Origin of the sequence: Asanoa ferruginea (assembly GCF_003387075.1) — a bacterium.
Taxonomy (GTDB): domain Bacteria; phylum Actinomycetota; class Actinomycetes; order Mycobacteriales; family Micromonosporaceae; genus Asanoa; species Asanoa ferruginea.
The window spans coordinates 3,568,447-3,591,767 of sequence record NZ_QUMQ01000001.1; the positions used below are offsets into that span (position 1 = coordinate 3,568,447).

Consider the following 23,321-nt stretch of genomic DNA (forward strand, 5'->3'; position numbering starts at 1 on the left):
GATGACCGAGATCTTGGCGCAGGATTATCTGCTCGAAGCGCGCCAGATGCAGGCACTCTCGTTCGTGGTGCACATCCCGCTGGTCTGCATCGGCATCGCGTTCCCCGCGCTGGTGCTGTTCGTCGAGTGGCGTTATCTGCGCACCGGTGACGAGCTCTACCGCACGCTGGCCCGCCGCTGGTCGAAAGTGCTGGTCGCGCTGTTCGCGGCCGGCGTGGTGACCGGCACCATCCTCAGCTTCGAGCTCGGCCTGCTCTGGCCGAATTTCACCGCGACGTTCGGCGGCGTCTTCGGCCTGGGCTTCGCGATCGAAGGCTTCTCCTTCTTCCTGGAAGCCATTTTCATCGGCATTTACGTGTACGGGTGGAACCGCCTCTCGCCGCGCGCCCATTTCCTGTCCGGTTTGCCGATCGCGGTCGCCGGTGTGATCGGGTCGTTCATGGTGATCTCGGTCAACGGTTGGATGAACCACCCCGGCCATTTCACGTTCGAGAACGGCCGGGTCGTCTCGTCGAACTCGGCCAAGGCGCTATTCGCCAACTCGTTCTTCTGGCACGAATTCGTCCACATGTACGTCGCCGGCTTCATCGTCACCGGGTTCCTGGTCGCCGGTGCGTACGCGGTGTACGCGCTGCGCGGTAAGTGGGGCCGCTACGAGCGGACCGCGTTCACCGTGCCGATGACGGCCGCCGCGGTCGCTTCGCCGGTGCAGATCCTGATCGGCGACTGGGCGGCCCGCGAGGTGGCGAAGAACCAGCCGATCAAGTTGGCCGCGATGGAGGGGCTGGGCCAGACCACCAAGGGCGCGGCGCTGCACATCCTCGGCTGGTATCAGAACGGCGAGGTGATCTGGGGTCTCGGCATCCCGAAGCTGCTCTCGCTGCTGGCCTTCCACAACATCAACGCCACCGTGCAGGGCCTGGACACCGTGCCGCTGGAGGACCAGCCGCCGGTCAACGTCGTCCGCTATTCGTTCCAGAGCATGGTCTTCGCCGGCACGTTCCTGGCGTTGGTCGCCGTGGTCTTCCTGTTCTACCGCTGGTGGCGGCACCGGCTGCCGGTCACGCCGTGGTTCTACCGGGCCGTCGTGCTCTGCGCGCCGCTCTCGATCGTCGCGCTGCTCGCCGGCTGGATCACCACCGAGGTCGGTCGGCAACCCTGGGTGGTGTACGGGTACATGCGCACCGAGGAGGCGGTCACCGGCGCCTCCGGCGTACCCGTCGGCTATGGGGTGTTGGCCGCGGTCTATCTCGCACTGGTCATCGCGGTCATCTGGATCCTGGTCCGGCTGGCCCGCTCGCCGATGCCCTCGACACCGGAGGACACCGACGCCCTGTATCCGCTCAGCCGCACCGAGTAACGCCGATGGCGCTACAGATCATCCCCGCGGTCGTCGTCGTGATCGGCCTGATCCTCTACACGCTGCTGGCCGGGGCGGACTTCGGCGCCGGGGTCTGGCAACTCTCCGCCGGCCGGGGCGAGCGCGGCGGCCAGATCCGCGACCACGCGCACCATGCCAACGCGCCGGTCTGGGAGGCCAACCACGTCTGGCTGATCCTGGTGATCACGGTGCTCTGGACGGCGTACCCGGAAGTGTTCGGGGCGATCTTCTCCACGCTGGCCATCCCGATCTTCCTGGCGGCGCTCGGCATCATCCTGCGCGGGATGTCCTATGCCTTGCAGAACGCGGCCAACGCCCGGCAGCGGCGCTATATCGACCTGTCGTTCGCGGCCGCGTCGATCCTGACGCCCTACATGCTCGGCACCGTGGTGGGCGCGATCGCCAGCGGGCGGGTGCCGCCCGGCAACGCGCTCGGCGCCGAGGTCGGCAGCTGGACCGGCCCGACGTCGATCCTGGCCGGGTTCCTGGCCGTGACGACCGGCGCGTTCCTGGCCGCGGTCTTCCTCGCCGCCGACGCGGAGCGGTTGCACGAGCCGGACCTGGTCGAGTCGTTCCGCGCTCGCGCCCTGATCGCCGGTGTGGTGGCCGGCGGGCTCGCGCTGGGCGGGCTGTTCGTGGTGCGCTCCGACGCGCCCCGGCTCTACGACGGGCTGACCTCGGGCTGGGGGCTCGTCCCGGTGGTGGTCAGCGGCGTCGCCGGCCTGGTGGCGATGGGCCTGGTCGTGCTGCGCCGGTTCACCGCCGCCCGGTTGAGCGCCGCCCTGGCGGTGGCCGCGGTCATCGTGGGCTGGGCGGTGGCGCAGCGGCCCTACCTGTTGCCGACGACACTCACGGTCGAGGCCGCGGCGGCGTCGGACACCACGCTGATCGCGCTGATCGTCTCGCTGGCGGTCGGTGCGGTGGTGCTCTTCCCGAGCCTGGTGCTGCTCTTCCGGCTCACGCTGGCCGGCCGCTTCGACCCGACCGCGCAGGGCCCGCCGCCGGCCGCGGGTGGGTCGGTGTCCCGCGAGCGGCGCAAGCACGCGGCGCAGACCGGGATCGGGTTCTTCATCGCCGGTTTCGTGCTGCTGACGATCGCCGAGCCAACTGTGGCGCATATCTTTGGTCTCATTTTCCTGGGAGTCGCGATGCTCACCGGTTTCCGCGCGGTCGGCCCGGTCGAGCTGGCGCAACGCTCGTCGGCGGAGGTGTCGGGCCGCTCGCTGCGCGAGTTACTGCGCCGTCCTCATTGACACTTCGGATATTTCCGACTTGGGTGGTCTGTGCCTTGGGCGGAAGTCCGGCTCCCAGCCTTAGATTCGCAGGTCAGAGCCTTGTACGCTGCCCTCCATGGACATCGGCAAGGAGACCCACGAGTACGAGTTCGCCCCGCTCACGGGCGACCCGTTCGCGCCCCCCGTCGAACCCGCCATCCCCGCTCCGGTCGAGCCGGCGCCAGTCAAGGAGCCGGCAACCACGTGACCCGCTCGCCCTTCCAGGATCAGTTCAGCTCTGACCGGCCGACGACCCTGGTGGCCGGCACCGTGCGCGGCTACCGGCAGTGGGAAGTCACTGTCGACATGAAGCTCAAGTCGGTGACCCAGAACCACGTCTGGCACTCGCCGATGCGCGCGATCTGTCGGGACCCCGCGACCAACCACGCGGCACCGCACAGCGACTGTGCCTGCGGCATCTACGCCTGCCACCGGCCCGACGACGAGCAACTCGCCGCGTCGTCGGTGCTGCACCCCGGTTGCATCGTCACCGGCGTGGTCGAGGCCTGGGGCCGGGTGGAGATGGGCGAGCGCGGTTTCCGGGCGCAATATTCGGAGATCAAGGCGCTCGAGTACGCCATGCCTACTCAGGCCAACCTCGTGAACGCGCTGGGTGAGTCGCGCTACATCTTCGACGAGCGGCGGCGCACCGAGTTGCCCGACGGCCGCGTGGTGAAGACCGTCGAGCTGGTGCTCTACCTCGGCAGCCCGAGCAAGTGGCAGCAGACCCTCGCCCAGCGCTTCCCGTCGGCCCGGCTCTTCACCAACCGCGCGTCGATGGTCGCCGCCTACCCGCCGGTCGACGTCTCGGGCCTGCTGCCCGCTAGCTGAGTTCGGTCCGCCGGCGTTCCAGGAAGCGGCGTTCGGCGGCGTTGCCGGTGCGGGCGATCGCCTCGTCGTAGGCCCGGGCCGCCTCGGCGTCGCGGCCCAGCCGGCGCAGCAGGTCGGCGTGCACCGAGTGGTAGAGGTGGTAGCGGTCGAGGTCGAGCCCGGCCACGATCGCCAGGGCCGCCTCGGCGCCGTCGACCTCGGCCACCGCCACCGCGCGGTGCAACTCGGTGACCGGGCTCGGCGCGATCGCCAGCAACTGGTCGTAGAGCGCCACGATCTGGCGCCAGTCGGTGCCGCCCTCGTCGGTGTGCACGGCGCTGATCGCGGCCTGGAGCTGGTAGGGCCCCGGCCGGTTGCCGGCCAGGCAGGCCCGCACGATCGCCCGGCCCTCGGCGACCAAATCGGCGTCCCAGCGGCCGCGGTCCTGGTCGGCCAGCAGCACCAGGTCGCCCTCCGGCGTGGTGCGAGCCGCCCGCCGGGCGTCGGTGAGCAGCATGAGCGCCAACAGGCCGGCCACCTCGGGCTCGTCGGGGAGCAGCGACGCGAGCAGCCGGCCCAGCCGGATCGCCTCGGCGCTGAGCGGTTCGCGGGTCAACTCGTCGCCGGACGTCGCCGTGTAGCCCTCGTTGAAGACCAGGTAGACCACCGCGAGCACCGACCGCAGCCGGTCGGGCAGGTCGGCGGCGCTGGGCACCCGGTAGGGGATGCCGGCGTCGCGGATCTTGCCCTTGGCCCGCACCAGCCGCTGCGCCATCGTCGGCTCCGGGACCAGGAACGCCCGCGCGATCTCGGCGGTGGTCAGCCCACCGAGCAGCCGCAGCGTCAGCGCGACCCGGGCCGGCAGTGCCAGCGCGGGATGGCAACAGGTGAAGATCAACCGCAGTCGGTCGTCGCCGACGGGGTCCGGGTCGGCGAGCTCGAGGCCGGGGTCCGCGCCGGGCGCGGGCTCGCCGAACAGCCGCGCGGCCTCGACGTAGCGGGACTCGCGGGTCGCCTCCCGGCGGGCCTGGTCGATCGCGCGGTTGCGGGCGGTCGTGATGATCCAGCCGGCGGGGCCGGGCGGCAGGCCGGTCGACGGCCATCGGCGCACGGCGGCGGCGAACGCGTCCTGGACGGCGTCTTCGGCCGTGTCGATGTCGCCGAACACGCGGACCAGGACGGCGACGGCGCGGCCGTACTCCGCGCGGAAGACCTGGTCGATCTCAGCCGGGGTCACCACATCCGCATCATGCCAGCGCGGTTCAGTCCAGATGCCCGCCCGGCTCCTGGAACGGGCGGACCTCGATCGGCAGCCGGGTGGCGCGAGCGTATTTGCGGCCCCATTCGAGCGCTTCGTCGAGGTCGGCGGCGGTGAGGATGGCCAGCCCACCGACATGCTCCTTGCCCTCCACGTAGGGGCCGTCGGTGATCACCAGCTCGTCGCCGTCGGGCCGCACCACGGTCGCGGTGCTCGGCGGGTGCAGGCCGCCCACGAAGACCCAGGCCCCGGCCGCGCGCATCTCCTCGTCGACGGCCTTGACGTCTCTGGTGATCGGCTCGAGCTGGTCGGGCGGCAGCGGGGTGCCGTCGCCGGGCTGCTGGACGCTGAGCAGGTAGTGCTTCATCCGGGTTTCCCTCCGATCCGTTACTGCCTACACGAACGCGGGCGGGCCGGGATCGACACCCGGTGCGAGAATTTCCACCGTGATCGAGTTTTCGCTGCCGAACCCCAATGGCTACAGCCAGGTGGCCAGCGTGCCCGCCGGAAGCCGGCTGGTCTGGACCAGCGGGCAGGTGCCAGTCGACGCGAGCGGGTCGGTCGTCGCCGGCGACTGGGCGGCGCAGACCCGCCAGGTGATGCGCAACGTGGGCGCCGCGCTCGCGGCCGGCGGCGCGGCCTGGACCGACGTCTTCAAGCTGACGATCTACGTCACCGACACGGCCGAGCTGGCGACGGTCCGCGCGGTCCGCGACGAGTTCGTCGACCTGGCCCGGCCCCCGACGAGCTCGCTGGTGCGGGTGGCCGGGCTGGTCCGCCCGGACTTCCTGATCGAGATCGAGGCGGTGGCGGCGGTGATCTAAGACGCCACCGGCGTCGGCTTCTCGGTCCGGGTCCGGGTGCGGTTCACCGCCACGGCGCGGTAGAGCAGCACGATGCCGACGATCTGGGCCAGGTGGTAGATCGAGTCGCTGTCCAGGTTGACGAAGCCGGTGACGTCGGACGACAGCGCCTTGGCACCGGCGGCGGCGGCGCTGGCCACGATCGCCACCAGCACCGGCAGCCCCAGCGGATGTCGGTGCCGGGCGGCCCAGGCCCAGAGCCCGATGATGAACGCGAAGGTGATCGACTCGCAGGCCACGAGGGCGCCGATGCCGGCCCCGGTGGTGATCACCAATCCGAGGTACGCGCCGAGCCCGGCCGCCCGCAGCACCCAGAAGACCCGTCGGTGGCCCGGGCCGAGCACCTCCTCCACCGTGGCGGCGAGCAGGCACGAGACGCCGAGCACGATCGCGATGCTGATCAGTGTCCAGCTCACCGTGGCGACCGTCGGCCACCGGACAAGCCAACCGTGGTGGACGAAACCGCCCAGCGCGGACAGGGAGATCCAGGCGAGGGCGTACTCCCAGTAACGGTGCGTCGGACGCACCCGGCGCCGGAAGAGCGCGATGGCCAGCGCCAGCACGACCAGGCCGAGCAGCAGGTCGGTGAGGGCTTGCGCGGGCTGCGCCAACATCACTCAACGCTACGCGCCGCTCGCTGGACACCCGCCGACCATGTCGACTTCACCTCCCGGTCCTTCAGCCTCGCTACTTTCCGCTGCATGTCGGCTTTCCCTGACGTCAGCGTGGTCATACCCACGCACTCGCGGCCGGCGCTGGTGACCCGGGCCGTCCGTGGCGCGCTCGCGCAGACCTTCGACAACATCGAGGTCATCGTCGTGGTCGACGGCCCCGACGACGAGACCGTGGACGCGCTCGGCGCGATTCGGGACCGGCGGCTGCGCACGATCGTGCTGCCCGGCCAGGGCGGTGCCCCGAACGCGCGCAACACCGGCGTGCGCGCCGCGCAGGGGCAGTGGACCGCGTTCCTCGACGACGACGACGAGTGGCTGCCGGAGAAGCTGGCGGTCCAACTCGAGCTGGCGAAGTCGGCCGCTGTCCCGCTGCCGATCATCACGAGCCGATTGATCAACCGTACGCCGAGGGCGGATTTCGTCATGCCCCGCCGGCTGCCGGAGCCGGGCGAGCCGCGCAGCGAATACCTGACGGTCCGGCACGGCCTCTTCCACGGCGACGGCTTCGTGCAGACCTCGACGATCATGGCGCCGACCGAGCTGCTGCGTCGGGTGCCGTTCGCCGTCGGCCTGCCCCGCCTCCAGGAGCTCGACTGGACGCTGCGCGCCCTGGCCCAAGACGGCGTCGACCTGCTGGTGTCGCCGGAGCCCCTGGTCGTCTGGCACACCGACGAAGACCGACCGCGGCTGAGCCTGGCCTCGCCGTGGGAGCAGATGTTCGACTGGTCGCGGTGCAGCCGGTCACTGTTCACCCCGCGGGCCTACGCGGCCGTGACGCTGAGCGTGATCAGCTCGATGGCCGCGTCGAGCGGCAGCTTCCGGGTCTTCCGAGCGCTGCTCCAGGAGGCCCGCGCGTTCGGCCGGCCCGGCGCCCTCGACTACCTGACGTTCCTACAGGTCTGGCTGGTGCCGCCAGCCCTCCGCGCGAAGCTGCGCGACAGCGTGCTGCGCCGCCGCCGCGCCGCGGAACCCGCACCTATGTCGGTGCCAGCCCCGGGTCTAGCGGCGGCCGAGCCGGGACTTCAGCTCTAGCGCCGGCCAAGCCGGACTCGGCCGAGTGGCGGCCTGAAGCCGGGCTCGGCTCCAGCGCCGGCCAACGCCGGGCTTGGTTTCAGTGCCGGCCAAGGCCGGGCTTGGTTTCAGTGCCGGCCAAGGCCGGGCTCGGCTCAAGCGCCGGCCAACGCCGGGCTCGGCTCAAGCGCCGGCCAACGCCGGGCTTGGTTTCAGCGCCGGCCGAGGTCGGGCTCGGCTTAGCGCCGGCCGAAGCGGGACTTCAACCGGCGGCCCGTCAGTGACGCGACCATCAGGGCCGCCTGGGCCAGGGAGCGTACCCCGCCTACCTCCATGGTGGACGGCATCGGTCGGGAGCGTCCGCCGGCGTCCGCCGGGCCGCCGTCGGCGGTGACGCCCACGGCCGCGGCCGGCTCGGTCCGGCTGCCGTGCACCGCGGCGACCGCGTCCTCCCGCGACTCGCCCGGTGCCCGCACCAGCTCGGCCCGGCGCAGCGCGGCCGTGCGCCAGAGCAGCACCGGCTCATCGGTGGCCACCCGGATCAGGCCGACCCGGTGATGGTCGGCCAGCTCGACCAGGTGCCGCAGGCTGTCCGGCGCGAGCCGGTAGGCCGGCGGCAGCTCCAGCAGGTAGGGCGCCGGGAACGCGGACACCGGCTCGGTGACCAGGCGGACCCGGGGCTCGCCGCGGTAGGTCGCCGCGATCAGCCGGCGGTCCAGGTCGGGGTCGCCCAGCGGCGACACCCGGCCGTCGTCGAGCTTGTCCCACGCGCCGAGCAGGTTGACCCGCACGTCGAGGTCGGTGCCGTGCAGAACCGAGTCGACCGCGCCGCGGACGCGTTCCAGTGACTCGTCGCCCACCGGGATGACCACTTCGGCGAGCGGCACGGTCCAGACCGTCCCGCCGGCCTTGCGGGTGTGTCGGGGATAGGGGATCCGGTCGGCGAAGAACGCCGCGTTGTAGCGGGCCACCTGCTCGCGGGCCCGCATCACCTGGGTGCGGCCGAGGTGCCAGCTCCGCGCCGCCGGCTCGGGCACGAACACCGCGCCGGCCTGGGCCAGCCGGTAGCCGAACTCGGTGTCCTCGCCGAGCCGCAGTTCCGTGTCGAAACCGCCGGCGGCCTCGTAAAGCGAACGGGTCAAGGCCGCGGTGGCACCGACGTGGATCCGGAACGCCAGGTGGTCTGCGGTGCGGAGCTGGTCGGTCTGCGTGATGTAGCGCTCGACGTAGCTGTGCGGCTCTCCCGCGGCACCACCGAACAGGTCGGCCGCGGCACCGCGCCGCCATGTGTCCAGCACGACTGAAGGCGACGGCCATGGGCCGTGGGTCTCCGGGTCGACGAAGCGCTTGTAGCCGAGCGTGACCGCGTAGGGCAGCACGTGCTGCCAGCGGGCCTGCGCCGCGACGTGCTCCGGGTAGGCCACCATGTCGGCGTCGAGCCAGTGCAGGATCTCGCCGCTGCTGTGCTGGGCACCCCAGGCCAGCGCGTTGGCCCGGCCCCAGCCGTCGCCGACCCGCAGCAGCGTGGTGTGCGCGGGCCGGATCGCGGGCAGCTCGATGGCCGGCTCGGAGCCGTCGTCGACGACGACCACCTCGAGCAGGTCGGCCGGGTAGGTCTGTGCGCTCAGCGAGGCCAGCGTGAGGTCGAGCGTCGCCTGGCTGCGGAACGCCGGAATGATCACGCTGACGGTCTTCGTGGGCTGCCAGCCGGCCAGGTCGGGCACGGCCACCGTCGACCAGTCGTTGCGGAGCACCCGCGGAATGGCGTTCATGACCAACCCTTCAGCGCCGCCGCCCGTACGGGCGCGAAGGATAGCCGGTCCGTATTACGGGCCGGTGGACGCGGGGTGGACCGCGGTCAGCGGGACACCCGGCGCCGGCGGGCCCGGAGCAGTTCGACGCCGATCGGGATCAACGACACCACTACCACGCCGATCAGGATCAACTCGATGTGCGCGTGGACGAACGCGATCTGGCCGAGGAAGTAGCCCAGGATCGTCACGCCGCTGCCCCAGAGGACGCCGCCCAGGATGTTGAACCAGACGAAGGTGCGGTAGGGCATCCGGCTGGCGCCGGCCACGATCGGCGTGAACGTGCGGACGACCGGCACGAACCGGGCGAGCACGATCGAGCGGGCGCCGTGCCGGCGGAAGAACTCCGCCGCGCGCTCCAGGTTCTGCTGCTTGAACAGTCGCGAGTCCGGTCGGGAGAACAACCGCGGGCCGACCCGCCGACCGAAGAGATAGCCGACCTGGTCACCGGCCACAGCGGCCGCGGAGATCAGCAGGCAGGCCAGCCACAGCGGCAGGTGCAGGTAATGGCCGTCGGCGATCAGCAGCCCGACGGTGAACAGCAGCGAGTCGCCGGGCAGGAAGAAGCCGATCAGCAGCCCGGACTCGGCGAACACCGCGACCAGGATGCCCAGCATCCCGAACGTGGAGATCAGCCATTCCGGGTCGAGGAAAGATGGCACGTCAGCGCCGTTCCGCGACGGCCGGCAACCCCCGGGGCAGCCGCCGGGCGAGGAGGACGAGGCCGACCGCGGCGAGGGCGATGACCAGGCTGGCCAGGATGTCGGCCGGGTAGTGCACCCCGACCCAGATCCGGGCCAATCCGATCAGGGCGGCGGCGACCAGCAGCGCGATGCCCCAGCCGCGGTGCAGGAAGGCGGCGACCGCCAGCGCGACGGCGAACGCCGCGGTGGCGTGGTCGCTCGGCAGGGACGTGCCGGGCGCGTGGGTGATCAACTGGTGCACGCGATGCGTCTGGAACGGCCGCTGCTCGAGGCCGAGCGCGGCGACCCCGAGCCCAGCCAGGAACGCGACCGCGAGCGTGGCGCCGACCTCTACCACCGGCCGGAAGCGGCGCCGCAGCAGCGCGTGCACACATAGGCCGGCGGCCACCGCGAACGCCGCGAAGATCAGCCACACCGCGACGAACTCGATCGGGTCGTCGACCCCGTCGACCCGCCCGGCCAGCGCGTTTATCGCCTCGAACACGCGGTAGTTCACCAGCCAAAGCTCCTACAAGTTGTAGGTGCTGTCAAATCGACGCGCGATGTAGACCACGGTCGTCGCCACCGCCGCGTGCGGAATCTGGCCCGCGAGGGCGTCCACCGCGCGGGCCAGCGGACGCGACCAGCCCCACCGGTAACTGCCCGCCGGCGCCACCCCGAAACCGTGCCGGCCCACGATGCGGAAACCGTGCCCGGCCAGCAGGTCGGCCACCCGGCGGTGGGAAAGCTCGGCGAACCAGCGGTCGGCCCGGTGCCGGTGCCGACCGAGACCGCGCAGCGAACCGCTCGGCCCGTGGTTCTCCACCAGCAAATATCCCGCGTCCGCGTCGGGCAGCGCCCGCGCCGCGAAGGCCAGCGCCGCCGCGCGCCCCTCCGGCGGCGCGTTGAGCAGAAACCGGAACAGCGTCACGAGTACGGGTGATCCGCTCGCCACCGGTTCGGCCGGCCCACCTTCGGAGATCAGATGCAGTTCACCGGGTACGGGTCGCGCGCGGGCCCGGGCCAGCATGGTCGCCGAGGTGTCGTAGCCGTGCGCGCCGGCCACCAGGCCGTCGAACATCGTGAGTACCCGGCCGGTGCCGCAGGCGAAGTCGTGCTGCACCGGGCGGGTGCCGGCCGGGAACGCGCCCCGGAGCCAGCGCCGCAGCCGCACCCGTTGCCGGCGGTCGACCGCCGCCGCCCAGCCGCCCGGCGCGTAGACCTCTTCGTCGTAGCGGGCCGCCGCGGCGGCATCCTGGAACACGTCCGCGTAGTCGCGCATGGTCACCCCTTTCGGTATCAGCTCCTACAACGTGTAGGTGCTAGCTTCGTTACGGACCGAGCGCTACCAGCGTTGGGCGTTAGGGTGAAAGACGGAGGTGGATCGATGGCCGTGAACGCGGGTGCTGGCCGCCGGCCGCATGGCGCGCTCGAGGCGGAGATCCTGGCGACGCTCGCCGCCGCCGACGGGCCGCTCAGCCCGACCGAGGTGCAGCGGGCGCTGGGCCACGACCTGGCTTACAACACCGTGCAGACGATCCTCATCCGGCTGCTGGAGAAAGACGCCGTGCAGCGGCGGGCCCAGGGCCGCGGTCACGTCTACTGGGTCAAGCACGAAGAGGCGTCCGAAGCGGCTCGGCGGATGCGCGCCACGCTGGCGGGCCGCCCCGACCGCTCGGCGGTGCTCCAGCGGTTCGCCGCCGAGCTTGACGACGACGACGCGCGCACCCTGCGCGCCTTGCTGGCCGAGCCGCCGGAGGCACCGTGACCCTCGCCGTCTACCTGCCCGCGCTGCTTTCGCTGCTGCTGGTGGCCGTGTCGCGGGTCGCCGTCCGACACGCGCCGCCGGCCGTCGCGACCCGGGGGCTGGCCCTGGCGGCGGCGGGCGCCGCGGCGGCGTACACCTGCTGTCTCGGTTTTCTGGCCCTGACCCTGCTCGACGACGTGCCGCCGCTCTCCGCGCTCGACCACCTGCCCGGGCTGCCCAAGCCGGTGCCCGGCCCGGTCGCGCTGGTCGCCGCCGCGCTGCTCGGCTGGGGCGCCGTGCGGCTGGTCCGCGACCTGCGGCTGCGCCGCGACACCACCCGGCGGCTGCGCGCGGCCGGCACACCACAGGCCGACGGGCTGGTGGTGGCCGACTGGGCGGCGCCGCACGCGATCGCCGTGCCCGGCCGCCCGGGCCACGTGCTGGTCACCACTGGTCTCTTGCGCGCCCTCGACGGCCGGGAGCGGCGGGTGGTGCTGGCACACGAACGCGCCCACCTCCGGCACCGGCACGACCGCCTGGTCTCGGTCGCGGCGGCCGCGGCGGCCGTCAACCCCTTGCTGGTGCCGCTCCGCGACGCGGTCGCCTACCAGGCCGAACGCTGGGCCGACGAGGAGGCCGCCGCCCAGATCGGCGACCGCGGCCTGGTCGCCCGCTGCGTCGCCAAGGCGGCGCTGGCGGCCAGCCCCGTGCTCGCCCTCGGCGGCGGGAGTGTGGTCGCGCGGGTGCACGCTCTGCGCCGCCCGGCACCACGCGGCCGCTGGACCCGACTCCTGGTCCCCGGCGCGGTCGTCGCCGGCATCGGCCTGGTCACCCTGGTGGCCGCCGCGGAGTTCGCCGCCCTCGCCGCCGCCTGGCTCGGCGCCGCGTAGGTCCGTTTGGCCCTGGTTCGAGCGGGTAGGCGACGGTCTCCTGCCGCGAACAAAGGGGAGTCACGTGTTGCTCATGCGAGACCTCGCACACCAACTGCCGCTCCGGCTCGCGACGGGCGCGTTCGTGCTCAACTCCGGGTTGACCAAGCGCGGCGCCGACGACGTGGCGGCGAAGGGCATGCACGGCTTCGCCTCGACCGCCTACCCGTTCCTGGGCGAGATGGAGCCGCAGAAGTTCGCGCGGCTGCTGTCCACGGCGGAGATCGCGGTCGGCGCGGTGCTGTTGTTCCCGCTGGTGCCCGAAGGCCTGGCGGGGCTGACCCTGACCGGGTTCTCGGCCGGACTGGTCGGCCTTTACCTGCGGACACCAGGCATGCGCCTCGACGGGAGCCTGCGCCCGACCGAACAGGGCACGCCGCTGGCCAAGGACACCTGGCTGCTGGGCATCGGCCTGTCCCTGCTGGTCGACGACGTGGTGCGGACGTACTACCGCTGGCGTGGCTGACGGCTGGCTCAAGCCGCGGCTGGTCGCCACCTGGGCCGACCGCTGGATCGTGCTCCAGATCGGCGCGGCCGCCGGGCTCGCGTGGTTCATCGCCGGCGCGGTGCTCGGCCAAGCCAACGCGTTCTTCGCTCCCGCTGCCGCCGTGCTGGTGGTCAGCGGCTCGATCGGCAAGCAGGTCCGGCAGACCGCCGAACTGATCGTCGGCGTCGCGGTGGGGCTGATCCTCGCCGATGGCCTGGTCCGGCTCATCGGGCGTGGGCCCCTGCAACTCGCCCTGGTGGTGATCCTCGCGGCGAGCCTCGCGCTGGTGGTCAGCGGCGGCCGGATGGTGCTCAACCAGGCGACCACCACCGCGGTCCTGATCCTCGCCCTCTATCCGCACGCGGGCGGCGGGATCTTCTGGGAGCGCTGGATCGACGCGCTGATCGGCGCTGGGGTGGCCCTCGTCATCCGCGCGGTCGTCGAACCTCGCCAGCCGCTGCGGGCCGTCCGCCGCGCGGCGGACGCGGTGCACGACCGGCTGGGCGAGGCGTTCGAGGGTGGTACGGCGGCCGTGCGGAACGCCGACCCGGCGGCGACGCTGGCCGCCGCTGAGCGGCTGCACCCGGCGGAGGCCGCGCTGAAGGTGCTGAGCGAGGAGACCACCCGGGCCGCCCACCTGGTCTCGATAGGCCTGCTGCACCACCGGACGCGGCTGACCCTGGCCCGGGTGGACGCGGCCGCGCCACACCTGCGCCGGGCGATCGACAACCTGCACCAGGCGCTCCGCCACGAGTCGGCGGCGCTGGGCGTGCCGCTGGCGCCCGGCCTGCTCGATGCGATGGCGGCGCTCGACCGGGCCAGCGACGATTTGCTGCGCGACCTGGTGAACCCCGCCGGCACCTGGCACGGTGCGCAGGCGGCCCGGCAGGCGCAGGCGTGGGCCGGCCGCGCCGAGCGTGCGGCCCCGCCGACGGCCACGACAGCCGTCGCCGGCCACCTGCACGCCGCCGCGGGCCAACTGCTCCTGGCCGGCCGCCATGGGCCGTTTGCCGAAAACGCTCCGACCGGGCCTACCGCTGGATGTAATGACTCATAAGCGTGGGTCGGCGGCCTGAGGGGTGATCGATGCGGGTAGCGGCGGTTGGGGGAAGCCGGCTACTCAGCGTCGGTGCGTACCGCCCGGCCCGGGTGGTGTCCAACGCCGAGATCTGCGCTCAGATCGACTCCACCGACGAGTGGATCAAGCGACGCTCCGGCATCGCCAGCCGCCGGTTCGCCGACGACACCGAAACCGTGGTCAGCATGGCGGCCGCCGCCGGCCGGCAGGCGGTCGAGCGCGCCGGTCTCGAGCCGGGCGACGTCGACGCGGTCCTGCTGGCCAGCATGTCCCGGGTGCAGCAGACGCCGCCCGCCGCGCCGCAGGTCGCACAGCAGGTCGGCGCGGCCACCGCGGCGGCTCTCGACCTCGGCGCCGCCTGCGCCGGCTTCTGCCACGCGATCGCGGTCGCCGACGGGCTGATCTGGGCCGGCAGCGCCCGGCACGTGCTGGTGGTCGGCTCGGAACGGATGACCGACATCATCGACCCGACCGACCGGTCGCTGGCCTTCCTGTTCGCCGACGGCGCCGGTGCGGTGCTGGTCGGCCCGGCACCGGAGCCCTCGGTCGGCCCGGTGGTCTGGGGATCCGACGGCTCGCGGGCGGGGTTGATCGGCCACCAGGAGCCGTGGACCAGCATGCGCGAGAAGCCCGACTTCTGGCCGACCATGACGATGGCCGGGCCGGAGGTGTTCCGCTGGGCCGTGCAGGAGGTCACGGCCACCGCCCGCGCGGCGCTCACCGTGGCCGGCCTGGATCCGGCGTCGCTGGCGGCGTTCGTGCCCCATCAGGCCAATGCCCGGATCACCGACCGGATGGCCGCCGACCTGGGCCTGCCACCGTCGTGTGTGGTCGCCGCCGACATCGAGACGGCCGGCAACACCTCGGCCGCCTCGATCCCACTCGCGCTGGACGCGCTGCTCGCCGCGCCCGACGCCCCGCACGGCGCCGCCCTCCTGGTGGGCTTCGGTGCGGGGCTGTCGTACTCGGCGATGGTGGTTGATCTGCCTTAGGCTGCGGCGCCCCGGTGCTCGAACGCCTTCAGGCCGAAGTCGGCCGGGTGCACGTGGTCGAGGTCGAGGTTGGGGTAGAGCACGTGCTGGGAGAGCAGGGCGTGCACCCGCTTGCCGGCCTCGTGGACGGCGTCGGGCGTGGTGCTGAACTTGGCCTTGCTGGCCGGCTTGCCGCCCTCACCCTGCGCCGGCGACGTGGCCGCCAGCACCCGGGAGATGATGTCGGCGATCTCGTCCATCTCGCCGGGACCCATGCCGAGCGTGGTCAGCGCCGGCGTGCCCAGCCGCAGGCCGCTGGTATACCAGGCGCCGTTGGGGTCGCCCGGCAGGCTGTTGCGGTTGAGCGTCATGCCGCAGTCGCGCAGTGCCTGCTCAGCTTGCCGGCCGGTGAGCCCGAAGCCCTCTTCGACGTCGACCAGCAGCAGGTGGTTGTCGGTGCCGCCGGTGAGCACCGGAACGCCGCGCTTGAGCAGCCCGTCGGCGAGCGCCTGCGCGTTGCTGACGATCCGGGCGGCGTAGCCGGCGAACTCGGGCTTCGACGCCTCGCGCAGCGCGACCGCCTTCGCGGCCATCACGTGCGAGAGCGGGCCACCGAGGATCGCCGGGCAGCCCTTGTCGACCGCCTCGGCGTATTCGCCGGTGCACAGCACCATGCCGCCGCGCGGGCCGCGCAGGGTCTTGTGGGTGGTCGTGGTGACCACGTGCGCGTGGGCGACCGGGTCGTAGTCGCCGGTGAACACCTTGCCCGCGACCAGACCGGCGAAGTGGGCCATGTCGACCATCAGCGTCGCGCCGACCTCTTCGGCGATCGACCGCAACTCCGCGAAATTAATCTTCCGGGAGTAGGCCGAGTAGCCGGCGAGCAGGATCAGCGGCCGCACCTCGCGGGCCTTGTCGCGCACCGCGGCCAGGTCGAGCAGCTTGGTCTGCGGGTCGACGGCGTAGGAGTGCGCCTCGAACATCCGGCTGGAGATGTTGAACCGGTAGCCGTGGGTGAGGTGCCCGCCGGAGTAGTAGTCCATCGCGAGCAGCCGCTGGTTGTTGAGCTCGGTGCGCAGCTTGGCGAACTGCTCGGCGTCGAGCTGCGGCAGCCGGGCCGGCGCGTCGGGGCCGCCGAGCTTGGCCAGCACGTCGGCCTCGACCCGGGTGGCCAGGATCGCCAGGAACGCGACCAGGTTGGCGTCGGCACCGGAGTGCGGCTGCACGTAGGCGTGCTCGGCGCCGAACAGGCCGGTGGCCAGCTTGGCCGCGGTTGCCTCGATCGTGTCGACGTTGTCGCAGCCGGCGTAGAACCGGTGGCCCGGAAAGCCTTCCGCGTATTTGTCGGTGAGCAGCGAGCCCTGCGCCGCCTGCACGGCCAGCGAGCTGAAGTTTTCCGACGCGATCAACTTGAGGTGGGACCGCTGGTCGAGCAGTTCCTGCACGGTCGCCGCGGCGATGCCGGGGTCGACGGCCCGCACCGCGTCGAGCATCGCGTAGAACCCGATCGCGGACGGGTCGAGCTGTCCGCGGTCGACCGCATCCAGATATCTGCTGACGATCGTTTCCACGCGCGCCTCCACACCGAGCCGAGTTGACCGCAACCATTCTCCGACAGCCGGCCCCGCGCCTGGCCAGGGGGTGTCCGAAAGAAGGGAGAACGTCGGACCCTGGTCGTACGGTGGGACGCATGAGTGATCTCCCCGCCGACGTGGTCGGCCTGCTCGACGAGCCGTGCACCGCACACATCGCGACGCTGCTACCGGACGGTTCGCCGCACAGCGTGCCGGTCTGGGTCGGCCGCGAGGGCGGCTACGTCGCCTTCCTCACCTCACCCAACTCGCGCAAGGGCCGCAACATCGAGCGCGACCCGCGGGTGGCCATCTCGCTGACCCGGCGCGACCGCCCGACCGACAGCGCCTACCTCCGCGGCCGGGTCGTCGAGGTCGTCGACGGCGACCGCGGGTGGGAGATCATCGACCGGCTGTCCCAGAAATACCTCGGCGGTCCCTACCCGATGCGCACCGACCGCGCGGCCTACCTCGTGGAGGTCGACCGCGCGGGGGCACAGAGCTTCTGAGGCTTCCAGAGTGGAGGGCCCCCGGCCGAGCCAAGGGCCCTCCACCGCCTGTTCAAGGTGTACCCGCTCGATTACTCTGCGATACAACGTGGAGGGGCGGAGATGACGTCGAGCAATATTCAACGGCAGATCGCCGCACAGCGGAGGGCTGCGGAGCAAGCAGCGAAGCAAGCGGTGCGCGAGCAGGTCAAGGCATACGAGCAGGGGCGCATCGCGCAGGCTGCCGGCATGACGGGTGCGACCGATCAGCGTGTTCGCGAACTGACCGGTTTGCTCGCGACGGCGTTGGCGTCCCCCGCTGCCGGCGTCAACTTCGATGCCTTGAAGCGGCGTCCGCCCATCATCCCTATCGAACTTGGTGCCGACTCGCAGCCACTCCCACCGCCGAGGTGGGAGAATTTCGAGCCTCCGCCGCCCGGCGTTGTCGGCCGACTGCTCGGTGGAGAAGCACGACACCTACGTGAGCGAGCCGCCGCCGAAAGCGCATTCGCCGCAGCGGTTGAGAGACACCGGACCGACGAGATCGCACGCCAACAACGCGCGACTGAGGCGCGACGCGTCCAGAGCCAGCATCAGTCGACGGCCAATGAGGAAGCCGCTAGACATAATGCCTCAGTAGACAGATTTGCTGCAGCGGTGCAGGCGACGGACCGGCACGCGGTAAGCCACTACTTCCAACTCGTGATCGACCAGGTGCGCGACCCTCAGGGATTTCCCAGAAAGCGTCTCGCCGGCTACGTCCCTGAGTCGACGCTGTTGGCGGTCGAGTGGCGATTGCCGCCGACCACCATCGTGCCGTCGGAAAAGTCATACAAATGGATCAAGTCCCGCGACGAGATTGATGGGGTCGCGCGGCCGATTACAGAGATCCGGAAGATCTACCAAACCCTGGTCGCCCAGATTGCCTTGCGAGCGCTGACCGCGGTGTTCACCGCCGATCGCTTCTCGCTGGTCACGACCGTCGTCTTCAACGGCATAGTGGATGCGATTGATCCGAGCACCGGCCAGGCGATCGAGCCCTGCCTGATCACGCTGAGGGCGACCCGGGAGCAGTTCGCACCGCTGGTGCTGCGGCAGCTCGATCCGGTCGCTTGCGTCCGTAAGTATTTCGCCGCCGATGTGTCTCCACATCCTGACGAGCTGCAGGCGGTGCCGCCGGTGATGGAATTCAAGATGGCCGACCCGCGCATCATCGACCCGGTTGACGTCATCAGCAATCTGGACAAGCGACCCAACCTCTTGGAGCTCTCGCCCAAAGAGTTCGAGCATTTCGTGCACAACTTGTTTGACCGCATGGGCTTCGACACCAAGATTTTCAGGGCAGATGGCGACGGTGGCGTCGACTGTGTCGCCTACGATCCAACCCCTATCCGGGGCGGGAAGTACGTCATCCAGGCGAAGCTCTATAACAAGACCGTGCCTCCGACGGCCGTCCGCGACCTATTTGGAACGATGCAGCATGAAGGTGCGAAGAGCGGCATCCTGATAACCACGAGCGGCTTCGGCCCGAGCAGTTACCAGTTCGCCAACGGCAAGCCCTTGCAGCTCATCGATGGCAGTGGCCTGCTGGCGCTTTGCCAGGATTACAACATCCCCGCGCGCATCGTCCACGTCCCAAAGAAGTGAGCTGACCCGTTCGGCAGGAAGGGCCCCTGGCGAACCAGGGGCCCTTCCTCATCGGCTCTGGCTGATCAGGCCAGGAAGGCCTGGAACTCGGCGGCGCGGACGTTGTCGTCCTGGATGCTGCCCGCGGCGCAGTCGGTGGTGAACTGGGGGTCCTGATCCTGCTCACCGGCATAGTCGGGCGCGCCGGTGCACTGGTTGCTGACCACCTCGAAGCGCAGGTGGGTGGCCAGGGTCAGCGGGATCCGGAAGTCGCGCGCGATCAACTCGGGTGCGCGCGGCCGGGGTGCGACAGACGGGAACGCGTCTTTCGGGCTGGTGTAGACGGCCCGGAAGTCGGCCGGGTTGGTGCACGTGACCGTGCCCCGCGCCGTGCACGCGGAGACCTTGAACTGGCGCAGCGCGCTGAACCTGTTCTGCGTGCCCGTGTCCGCGTCGCCGGCGAGCGGTGTGCGGAGCATCGCGCTGACCTGCACCCGGCTGACCAGTTGGGCGCCGCCGGCCAGGTCGACCGTCACCTGCTTGCCCGCGATCGGGCTGCCCAGTGAGGCCCAGTTGGTCGTCTCGTCGTCGTCGATCAGCATGGCCTGGTTGACGCCGTCGCCGGTGGCGGTGGCGCCGGCCGAGCCCGACGCGAGATTCTGCAGCATGATCACCGGCAGCGGCACGGTCTGCCCGGCCTTGACGGTGATCGGGCCGACCCGCTGGAGGCCCCGGCCCGGCGCCTGCGCGACGAACTCGTAGGTGCCCGGCACCAGCGCCACCTCGCTGCCCAGCGGGGTCGCGGCGTCGGTGTCGGCCACCGGCATCGCGCGGGCCTGGTAGCGGCCCACGTACAGCTTGGCGTTGGCCAGCGCGCCGGTGCCGCCGCCGAGGGCGATCGGCTTGAAGAGCACGCGTGCCTCGGTCGCGAGCGGCGACGCGAAGCTCGGCACCGGGTTGACGTCGGCCGGGCCGGCGCTGGTCGCGCCCTCGCCCAGGCCGCGCTTGGCGAACGCGTTCCAGAGCAGATCCTGGTTGGCGCCGCCGAAGCGGATCTGGTCGGCGGCCAGCAACGCGTCGCGCGAGTCGACCATGCTGACCCCGCTGACGGCCATCAGCAGGTAGGAGTCGAAGACGAGTTGCATCCAGCGCCGGTTGCCCGGGCAGTCGGTGACCGCCCGCTCGCCGTTGGCGCAGGCCTTCTGGATCTTCGCGTTGCCGGACCCGTAGCGCTTCATCATCGCGGCCCGGATGTCGAAGTTGGTCGCCGTCCACACCTCACCTGAGGCGTGCACCTGGAGCCCGACGAAGTCGTAGTCGACCGAGCTGTAGTTGAGCGGGCTCTGGCTCATGTTGTAGTTGCGGATGCCGGCGATCGGGTCCGAGGTCACGTATTGCCCGATCGTGTAACCGCGGGTCCCGGACGGCGCGTAGCCGTGCTCGAAGAGGTATTCCATCGCGAGCTGGTCGGACCAGCTCTCGCTCATGCCCTGCGGGCTCGACAGGCCCATGTTGGGGCCGGCGATCATGCGGCCGGTGATGGCGTGACCGTATTCGTGCGCGATCACGGACATGTCGTAGTCGCCGTCGACGCACGGCGCGTAGAAGCTGCCGGGGATCGACTGCCAGAGATACATGTTGGTGATCGGCGCGGTGCCGTCCGGCGGCGTGATCTGGTTGGCGTTGTCGCGGGCGGCGAAGCTGGGGAACCCACCGGCGATGCCGCCGGCCTGGGCGTTGCCCTGCTCGAAGTCGGCGCCGAGGCCACCCTTGCCGAAGTTGTCGCCCTGCATGTTCCAGGCGGCTTCGGTGAAGCCCAGATGGTAGGACCAGTCGTGCATCCGGTTGTGCATCCCGAAGAGGTTGGCCCGCGCCGCGTCGATGTCGTTGCGCTCCGGCGAGGTGAAGGTCGCCGGGTTACAGCCCTGCTCGTACCACTGGTTGGTCCAAGGGTATTGGTAGTCGCGGTTTGGCCGGGCCGTCGCGGTCTCGTTGCCGACGGTGAACGGGTCGGCGCTGTTCCAGTTGTGCACGGCGATCGCGTTGTTGCCGCGGGTCGTGTTGGTGGACAGGCCGGTCGCCGGGTCGACGTCCCAGGCCAGCGGAGAGGCCGAGGTGCCGACCGTCTCGTCGCAGCCGGCGGCCTTGGCCCAGCACCAGTCGACGCGGCTGTCGGTCGAGCTGTAGTCGACCCGCGGCGAGCTCGGGAAGACGTCCCACTCGGGGTTGTCGGAGTCGTGGTCGACCAGGTCCTCACGGACCAGCACGCCGCTGTCGCGAGCGTCCACATAGGTCGAATAGCCGACCGGCTCGGCGCCGTTGGCGACGACGACCACCTGGTAGGCGGCCCGGACGCCGCGGTCGGCGGTCGGCACCGCGACGAGGTCGCTGCGCAGGGCGCGGGCACCCGGGGCGGCGGCGTCGGCGATCGCGATCCGCTCCGCGTCGGCCGAGGAGATCGTCGCGGGCTCCGGTGCCGCACCGTCACGGGCCAGGGAAGAGCTGACATAAAGGATCGAACCGGCGCGTACGCCCACGGACAGGATGCCGTCTCGCCCGGCGGGCAGGTCACCGAAGCGCTGCCGCATGATCACCGCGGCGCCTTCGCCCATCGGCCGCACCGTGAGCACCTCGAGCGCGGCGGCACCGGACTCGGTGAGACCCAGCAGGTCGCGGTTGGCGGCCACGTAGTCGCGGGCGGCCTGGGCCGGATCTTTGGACAGCCCGGTGGCCAGCGCCTGGTTGGTCGGCGCCGCCGTCGCGACGGTGCCGAGGTTGTTGAAGCTCACCCGAGCCGGCGTGCGGCTGGCCCGGCTACGTTGCTCACCGGTCGGCGCGATCGCACCGCGGCGGTTGTCTTTGTCGCGGGATCCGGCGTGGTCACCCTGCACCACCACGCCGTCGCCCGGCCCACGCTGCTGCGTAGCCGGCCGGGCGGCGCCACCGGCCGCACCGGACGCGAGAACCAACACCGCTGCGGTCAGCAGCACGGTGGACCCTCGCGAGCCAAGAAGTCGTCTTTGCACGGCCCCTCCTCTCGGACGGCAGCGTTGCCGTCGGAGAGAAATTTACGGGCGTCACTGACCCAGCACATCCCCTGGATGGACGTGAGTCGATCCATAAGCCCGGGCCCGGTGTTTCGCGTACGCCTTTTCCGGGCGGGCCAGAACGGTGTCGTAGGTCCACGGGTATTCGGTGACCCGGTCGCCGAGGGCGGCGAAACAGGTCGCCGCGGCCTGGCGGTCGCCGCTCATCGAGAACGCGTAGGCGAACAGGTTCATCGCCCAGACCCAACCCAGCCGCTTCGGGTACGAGGGATGGAAAACCGACCGCGCGGCGGCGGCGTGCAGTTCGTCGCGGACCGCGGTGGAGGTCCAGTAGCCGGCGCCCGGCCGTTCCATCGAGCGCTCCACGTGTGCGTCCGGGATCAGCGCGCCGAGCAGGCTGCCCTCCGGCGCGGCCGCCGACGCCTCCCGGGCGAACGCGAACATCTCCTCGTCGCTGCCGAACCACTTGTGGCACAGGTATTGCAGCCGGTGCTCGTGCGCGAACCGGTGGTGCGGGTAGCGGTCGACCACCGCCGCGAAGCGGGCCTCCGCCTCCTCCTTCGGCACCTGCCGGCCCCGGGCCGAGAGCACCAGGAAACTGCGCGCGGTGACGTCTTCGGGGTCCAGCGCGATCGCCGCCGCCAGGTCGTCTTCGGCCAGCAGGAGTCGGCGGAAGAACTCCTGGAACCGTTCCCTGGTGACATATTTCGCCCGGGCCGCGGTGCGGGCTTCCCAGGCCCAACCAATGGCGTACGCGCCGCGGACGGTCAACGGCAACGGGTCGCCGGGCGCCGCGGCCACCCAGGAGCCCAGCGCGGGCCACAGGTCGGGCACCGCGCTGGTCAGGTCGAGCACGTAGGCGCGGTCGTCCGCGTCGGGTGTCCCGCGAAGCAGCGTCTCGGCGGCCGCCCAGTCGTGCCGGGCGAGCGACTCGACCAGGGCACGCGCGGTCGGGTCGCCCTCGGTCGGGTCGACCGTGAGGCGGGACGAGATCGAAAACGGCCACATGGCCGCCGATCGTAAGGGTGGTGATCTTCGATCGGAAGGGGTCCTGCCCGATAAAGATCACCGGGGTTGCGACTTTGGCGGATAATCTGCTACGGACCTATGCTGGTGGCATGACCGCCATGGCCCCCCGGCGCGGCAGCCCTGACCTGTCGTTCCTGCTCGACCACACCAGTCACGTGCTGCGCACCCGGATGGCCGCCGCACTCGGCGAGATCGGGCTCACCATCCGGATGCACTGCGTGCTGGTGCACGCCCTCGAAGAGGAGCGCACCCAGATCCAGCTCGCCGAGCTCGGTGACATGGACAAGACCACGATGGTCGTCACCGTCGACGCCCTGGAAGAGGCCGGTCTGGCCGAGCGGCGGCCGTCGAGCACCGACCGGCGGGCCCGGATCATCGCGGTCACCCCGGAGGGTGCCCGGGTGGCCCACCGCAGCCAGGAGATCGTCGACCGGGTGCACGAGGAGGCGCTCGGCGCGCTGCCCGCGACCGAGCGCAAGACCTTCCTGCGAGCCATGGAACGCCTGGTCGGCGACCACCTGGCCGAGCCGGTGGAGAACCCGCGCCCGGTCCGGCGCGCCCGCAACTAGTCAACTTAGAGATT

General features: G+C 71.3%; 23 protein-coding genes and 1 pseudogene. 14 read left to right on the forward strand and 10 right to left on the reverse strand.

Translation table 11 applies throughout. The features are described 5' to 3' along the window. Position 1 precedes the first annotated feature (1 nt). The 4 genes from DFJ67_RS16865 to DFJ67_RS16875 all read left to right on the forward strand — a co-directional run bounded on the left by DFJ67_RS16865 (position 2) and on the right by DFJ67_RS16875 (position 3,486). Positions 2-1,360 (forward strand): cytochrome ubiquinol oxidase subunit I, encoded by a 1,359-nt coding sequence (locus DFJ67_RS16865; protein WP_116076302.1) that lies wholly within the window; start codon positions 2-4, stop codon positions 1,358-1,360. A 5-nt stretch (positions 1,361-1,365) separates the two neighbouring features. Next, positions 1,366-2,634, forward strand: a complete 1,269-nt coding sequence (locus DFJ67_RS16870; RefSeq protein WP_116068852.1) for a cytochrome d ubiquinol oxidase subunit II — start codon at positions 1,366-1,368, stop codon at positions 2,632-2,634. Between the two features lie 97 nt (positions 2,635-2,731). Next, complete coding sequence (locus DFJ67_RS44365; RefSeq protein WP_275407654.1) at positions 2,732-2,863, forward strand: hypothetical protein; 132 nt, start codon at positions 2,732-2,734, stop codon at positions 2,861-2,863. Continuing rightward, on the forward strand, positions 2,860-3,486 hold the full coding sequence (locus DFJ67_RS16875) for a hypothetical protein (RefSeq protein WP_116068853.1): 627 nt from the start codon (positions 2,860-2,862) through the stop codon (positions 3,484-3,486). Before DFJ67_RS44365 ends, DFJ67_RS16875 begins: the two co-directional genes overlap by 4 nt. Here the strand turns inward: DFJ67_RS16875 and DFJ67_RS16880 are convergent. Together DFJ67_RS16880 and DFJ67_RS16885 are read right to left on the reverse strand one after the other, a co-directional pair. Beyond that, positions 3,479-4,705 (reverse strand): RNA polymerase sigma factor, encoded by a 1,227-nt coding sequence (locus tag DFJ67_RS16880; protein ID WP_116068854.1) that lies wholly within the window; start codon positions 4,703-4,705, stop codon positions 3,479-3,481. The two genes, DFJ67_RS16875 and DFJ67_RS16880, sit on opposite strands and share 8 nt — an antisense overlap. A gap of 22 nt (positions 4,706-4,727) precedes the next feature. Next, entirely contained in the window at positions 4,728-5,090 is a 363-nt protein-coding gene (locus tag DFJ67_RS16885) for a YciI family protein (RefSeq protein ID WP_116068855.1), read from the reverse strand. 70 nt (positions 5,091-5,160) lie between these two features. Here DFJ67_RS16885 and DFJ67_RS16890 point away from each other — a divergent pair, with 70 nt between their 5' ends. After that, positions 5,161-5,547: a RidA family protein gene (locus DFJ67_RS16890; protein ID WP_116068856.1), complete on the forward strand. Its 387-nt coding sequence runs from the start codon at positions 5,161-5,163 to the stop codon at positions 5,545-5,547. Here the strand turns inward: DFJ67_RS16890 and DFJ67_RS16895 are convergent. Then, the gene (locus DFJ67_RS16895) at positions 5,544-6,200 is read right to left on the reverse strand and encodes a DUF6962 family protein (protein WP_147315524.1); all 657 of its coding nucleotides are present in this window, start codon (positions 6,198-6,200) and stop codon (positions 5,544-5,546) included. The genes DFJ67_RS16890 and DFJ67_RS16895 overlap by 4 nt on opposite strands. Before the next feature lie 87 nt (positions 6,201-6,287). Between DFJ67_RS16895 and DFJ67_RS16900 the strand changes: the two genes are divergently transcribed. Continuing rightward, entirely contained in the window at positions 6,288-7,292 is a 1,005-nt protein-coding gene (locus tag DFJ67_RS16900; protein WP_116068858.1) for a glycosyltransferase family 2 protein, read from the forward strand. Between the two features lie 218 nt (positions 7,293-7,510). Here the strand turns inward: DFJ67_RS16900 and DFJ67_RS16905 are convergent, their stop codons facing one another. The 4 genes from DFJ67_RS16905 to DFJ67_RS16920 all read right to left on the reverse strand — a co-directional run bounded on the left by DFJ67_RS16905 (position 7,511) and on the right by DFJ67_RS16920 (position 11,047). Further along, positions 7,511-9,043 carry a glycosyltransferase family 2 protein gene (locus DFJ67_RS16905; RefSeq protein WP_116068859.1) on the reverse strand — a complete coding sequence of 511 codons (1,533 nt, stop codon included), beginning with the start codon at positions 9,041-9,043 and terminating at the stop codon, positions 7,511-7,513. An 86-nt stretch (positions 9,044-9,129) separates the two neighbouring features. Continuing rightward, positions 9,130-9,699, reverse strand: coding sequence for a DedA family protein (locus DFJ67_RS16910; protein WP_116076304.1), 570 nt, complete (start codon positions 9,697-9,699; stop codon positions 9,130-9,132). A gap of 46 nt (positions 9,700-9,745) precedes the next feature. Next, positions 9,746-10,282, reverse strand: a complete 537-nt coding sequence (locus DFJ67_RS16915; RefSeq protein WP_170215888.1) for a phosphatase PAP2 family protein — start codon at positions 10,280-10,282, stop codon at positions 9,746-9,748. A gap of 12 nt (positions 10,283-10,294) precedes the next feature. After that, entirely contained in the window at positions 10,295-11,047 is a 753-nt protein-coding gene (locus tag DFJ67_RS16920; RefSeq protein ID WP_203783579.1) for a class I SAM-dependent methyltransferase, read from the reverse strand. A 105-nt stretch (positions 11,048-11,152) separates the two neighbouring features. On the opposite strand from DFJ67_RS16920, the gene DFJ67_RS16925 reads away from it, so the two are divergent. From DFJ67_RS16925 to DFJ67_RS16945, 5 genes are all read left to right on the forward strand, one after another. Further along, positions 11,153-11,533 (forward strand): BlaI/MecI/CopY family transcriptional regulator, encoded by a 381-nt coding sequence (locus DFJ67_RS16925; RefSeq protein WP_116068861.1) that lies wholly within the window; start codon positions 11,153-11,155, stop codon positions 11,531-11,533. Further along, positions 11,530-12,402 carry a M56 family metallopeptidase gene (locus DFJ67_RS16930; RefSeq protein WP_116068862.1) on the forward strand — a complete coding sequence of 291 codons (873 nt, stop codon included), beginning with the start codon at positions 11,530-11,532 and terminating at the stop codon, positions 12,400-12,402. Before DFJ67_RS16925 ends, DFJ67_RS16930 begins: the two co-directional genes overlap by 4 nt. 73 nt (positions 12,403-12,475) lie before the next feature. Next, on the forward strand, positions 12,476-12,907 hold the full coding sequence (locus DFJ67_RS16935) for a hypothetical protein (RefSeq protein WP_116076306.1): 432 nt from the start codon (positions 12,476-12,478) through the stop codon (positions 12,905-12,907). Beyond that, a complete protein-coding gene (locus tag DFJ67_RS44370; RefSeq protein ID WP_116068863.1) occupies positions 12,900-13,985 on the forward strand; it encodes an FUSC family protein in 1,086 nt (361 codons plus the stop codon). The genes DFJ67_RS16935 and DFJ67_RS44370 overlap by 8 nt, the downstream gene beginning before the upstream one ends. Positions 13,986-14,014: 29 nt before the next feature. Next, positions 14,015-14,998: a beta-ketoacyl-ACP synthase 3 gene (locus DFJ67_RS16945; protein WP_116068864.1), complete on the forward strand. Its 984-nt coding sequence runs from the start codon at positions 14,015-14,017 to the stop codon at positions 14,996-14,998. Positions 14,999-15,057: 59 nt separating this feature from the next. On the opposite strand, the pseudogene DFJ67_RS16950 reads toward DFJ67_RS16945, so the two are convergent. Continuing rightward, a pseudogene (locus DFJ67_RS16950) lies at positions 15,058-16,539 on the reverse strand (glycine hydroxymethyltransferase); the annotation flags it as partial. A gap of 128 nt (positions 16,540-16,667) precedes the next feature. Between DFJ67_RS16950 and DFJ67_RS16955 the strand changes: the two are divergent. Both DFJ67_RS16955 and DFJ67_RS16960 read left to right on the forward strand, forming a co-directional pair. Next, positions 16,668-17,057, forward strand: a complete 390-nt coding sequence (locus tag DFJ67_RS16955; RefSeq protein WP_116068866.1) for a TIGR03618 family F420-dependent PPOX class oxidoreductase — start codon at positions 16,668-16,670, stop codon at positions 17,055-17,057. Between the two features lie 102 nt (positions 17,058-17,159). Further along, entirely contained in the window at positions 17,160-18,683 is a 1,524-nt protein-coding gene (locus DFJ67_RS16960; RefSeq protein WP_116068867.1) for a restriction endonuclease, read from the forward strand. A gap of 65 nt (positions 18,684-18,748) precedes the next feature. Here DFJ67_RS16960 and DFJ67_RS16965 read toward each other — a convergent pair whose 3' ends face one another. Then, entirely contained in the window at positions 18,749-21,688 is a 2,940-nt protein-coding gene (locus DFJ67_RS16965) for a M36 family metallopeptidase (protein ID WP_116068868.1), read from the reverse strand. Positions 21,689-21,739: 51 nt separating this feature from the next. Continuing rightward, on the reverse strand, positions 21,740-22,717 hold the full coding sequence (locus DFJ67_RS16970) for a DUF4034 domain-containing protein (protein ID WP_116068869.1): 978 nt from the start codon (positions 22,715-22,717) through the stop codon (positions 21,740-21,742). A gap of 110 nt (positions 22,718-22,827) precedes the next feature. Between DFJ67_RS16970 and DFJ67_RS16975 the strand changes: the two genes are divergently transcribed. Continuing rightward, positions 22,828-23,307, forward strand: a complete 480-nt coding sequence (locus DFJ67_RS16975) for a MarR family winged helix-turn-helix transcriptional regulator (RefSeq protein ID WP_116068870.1) — start codon at positions 22,828-22,830, stop codon at positions 23,305-23,307. The last annotated feature ends 14 nt before the right edge of the window (positions 23,308-23,321 follow it).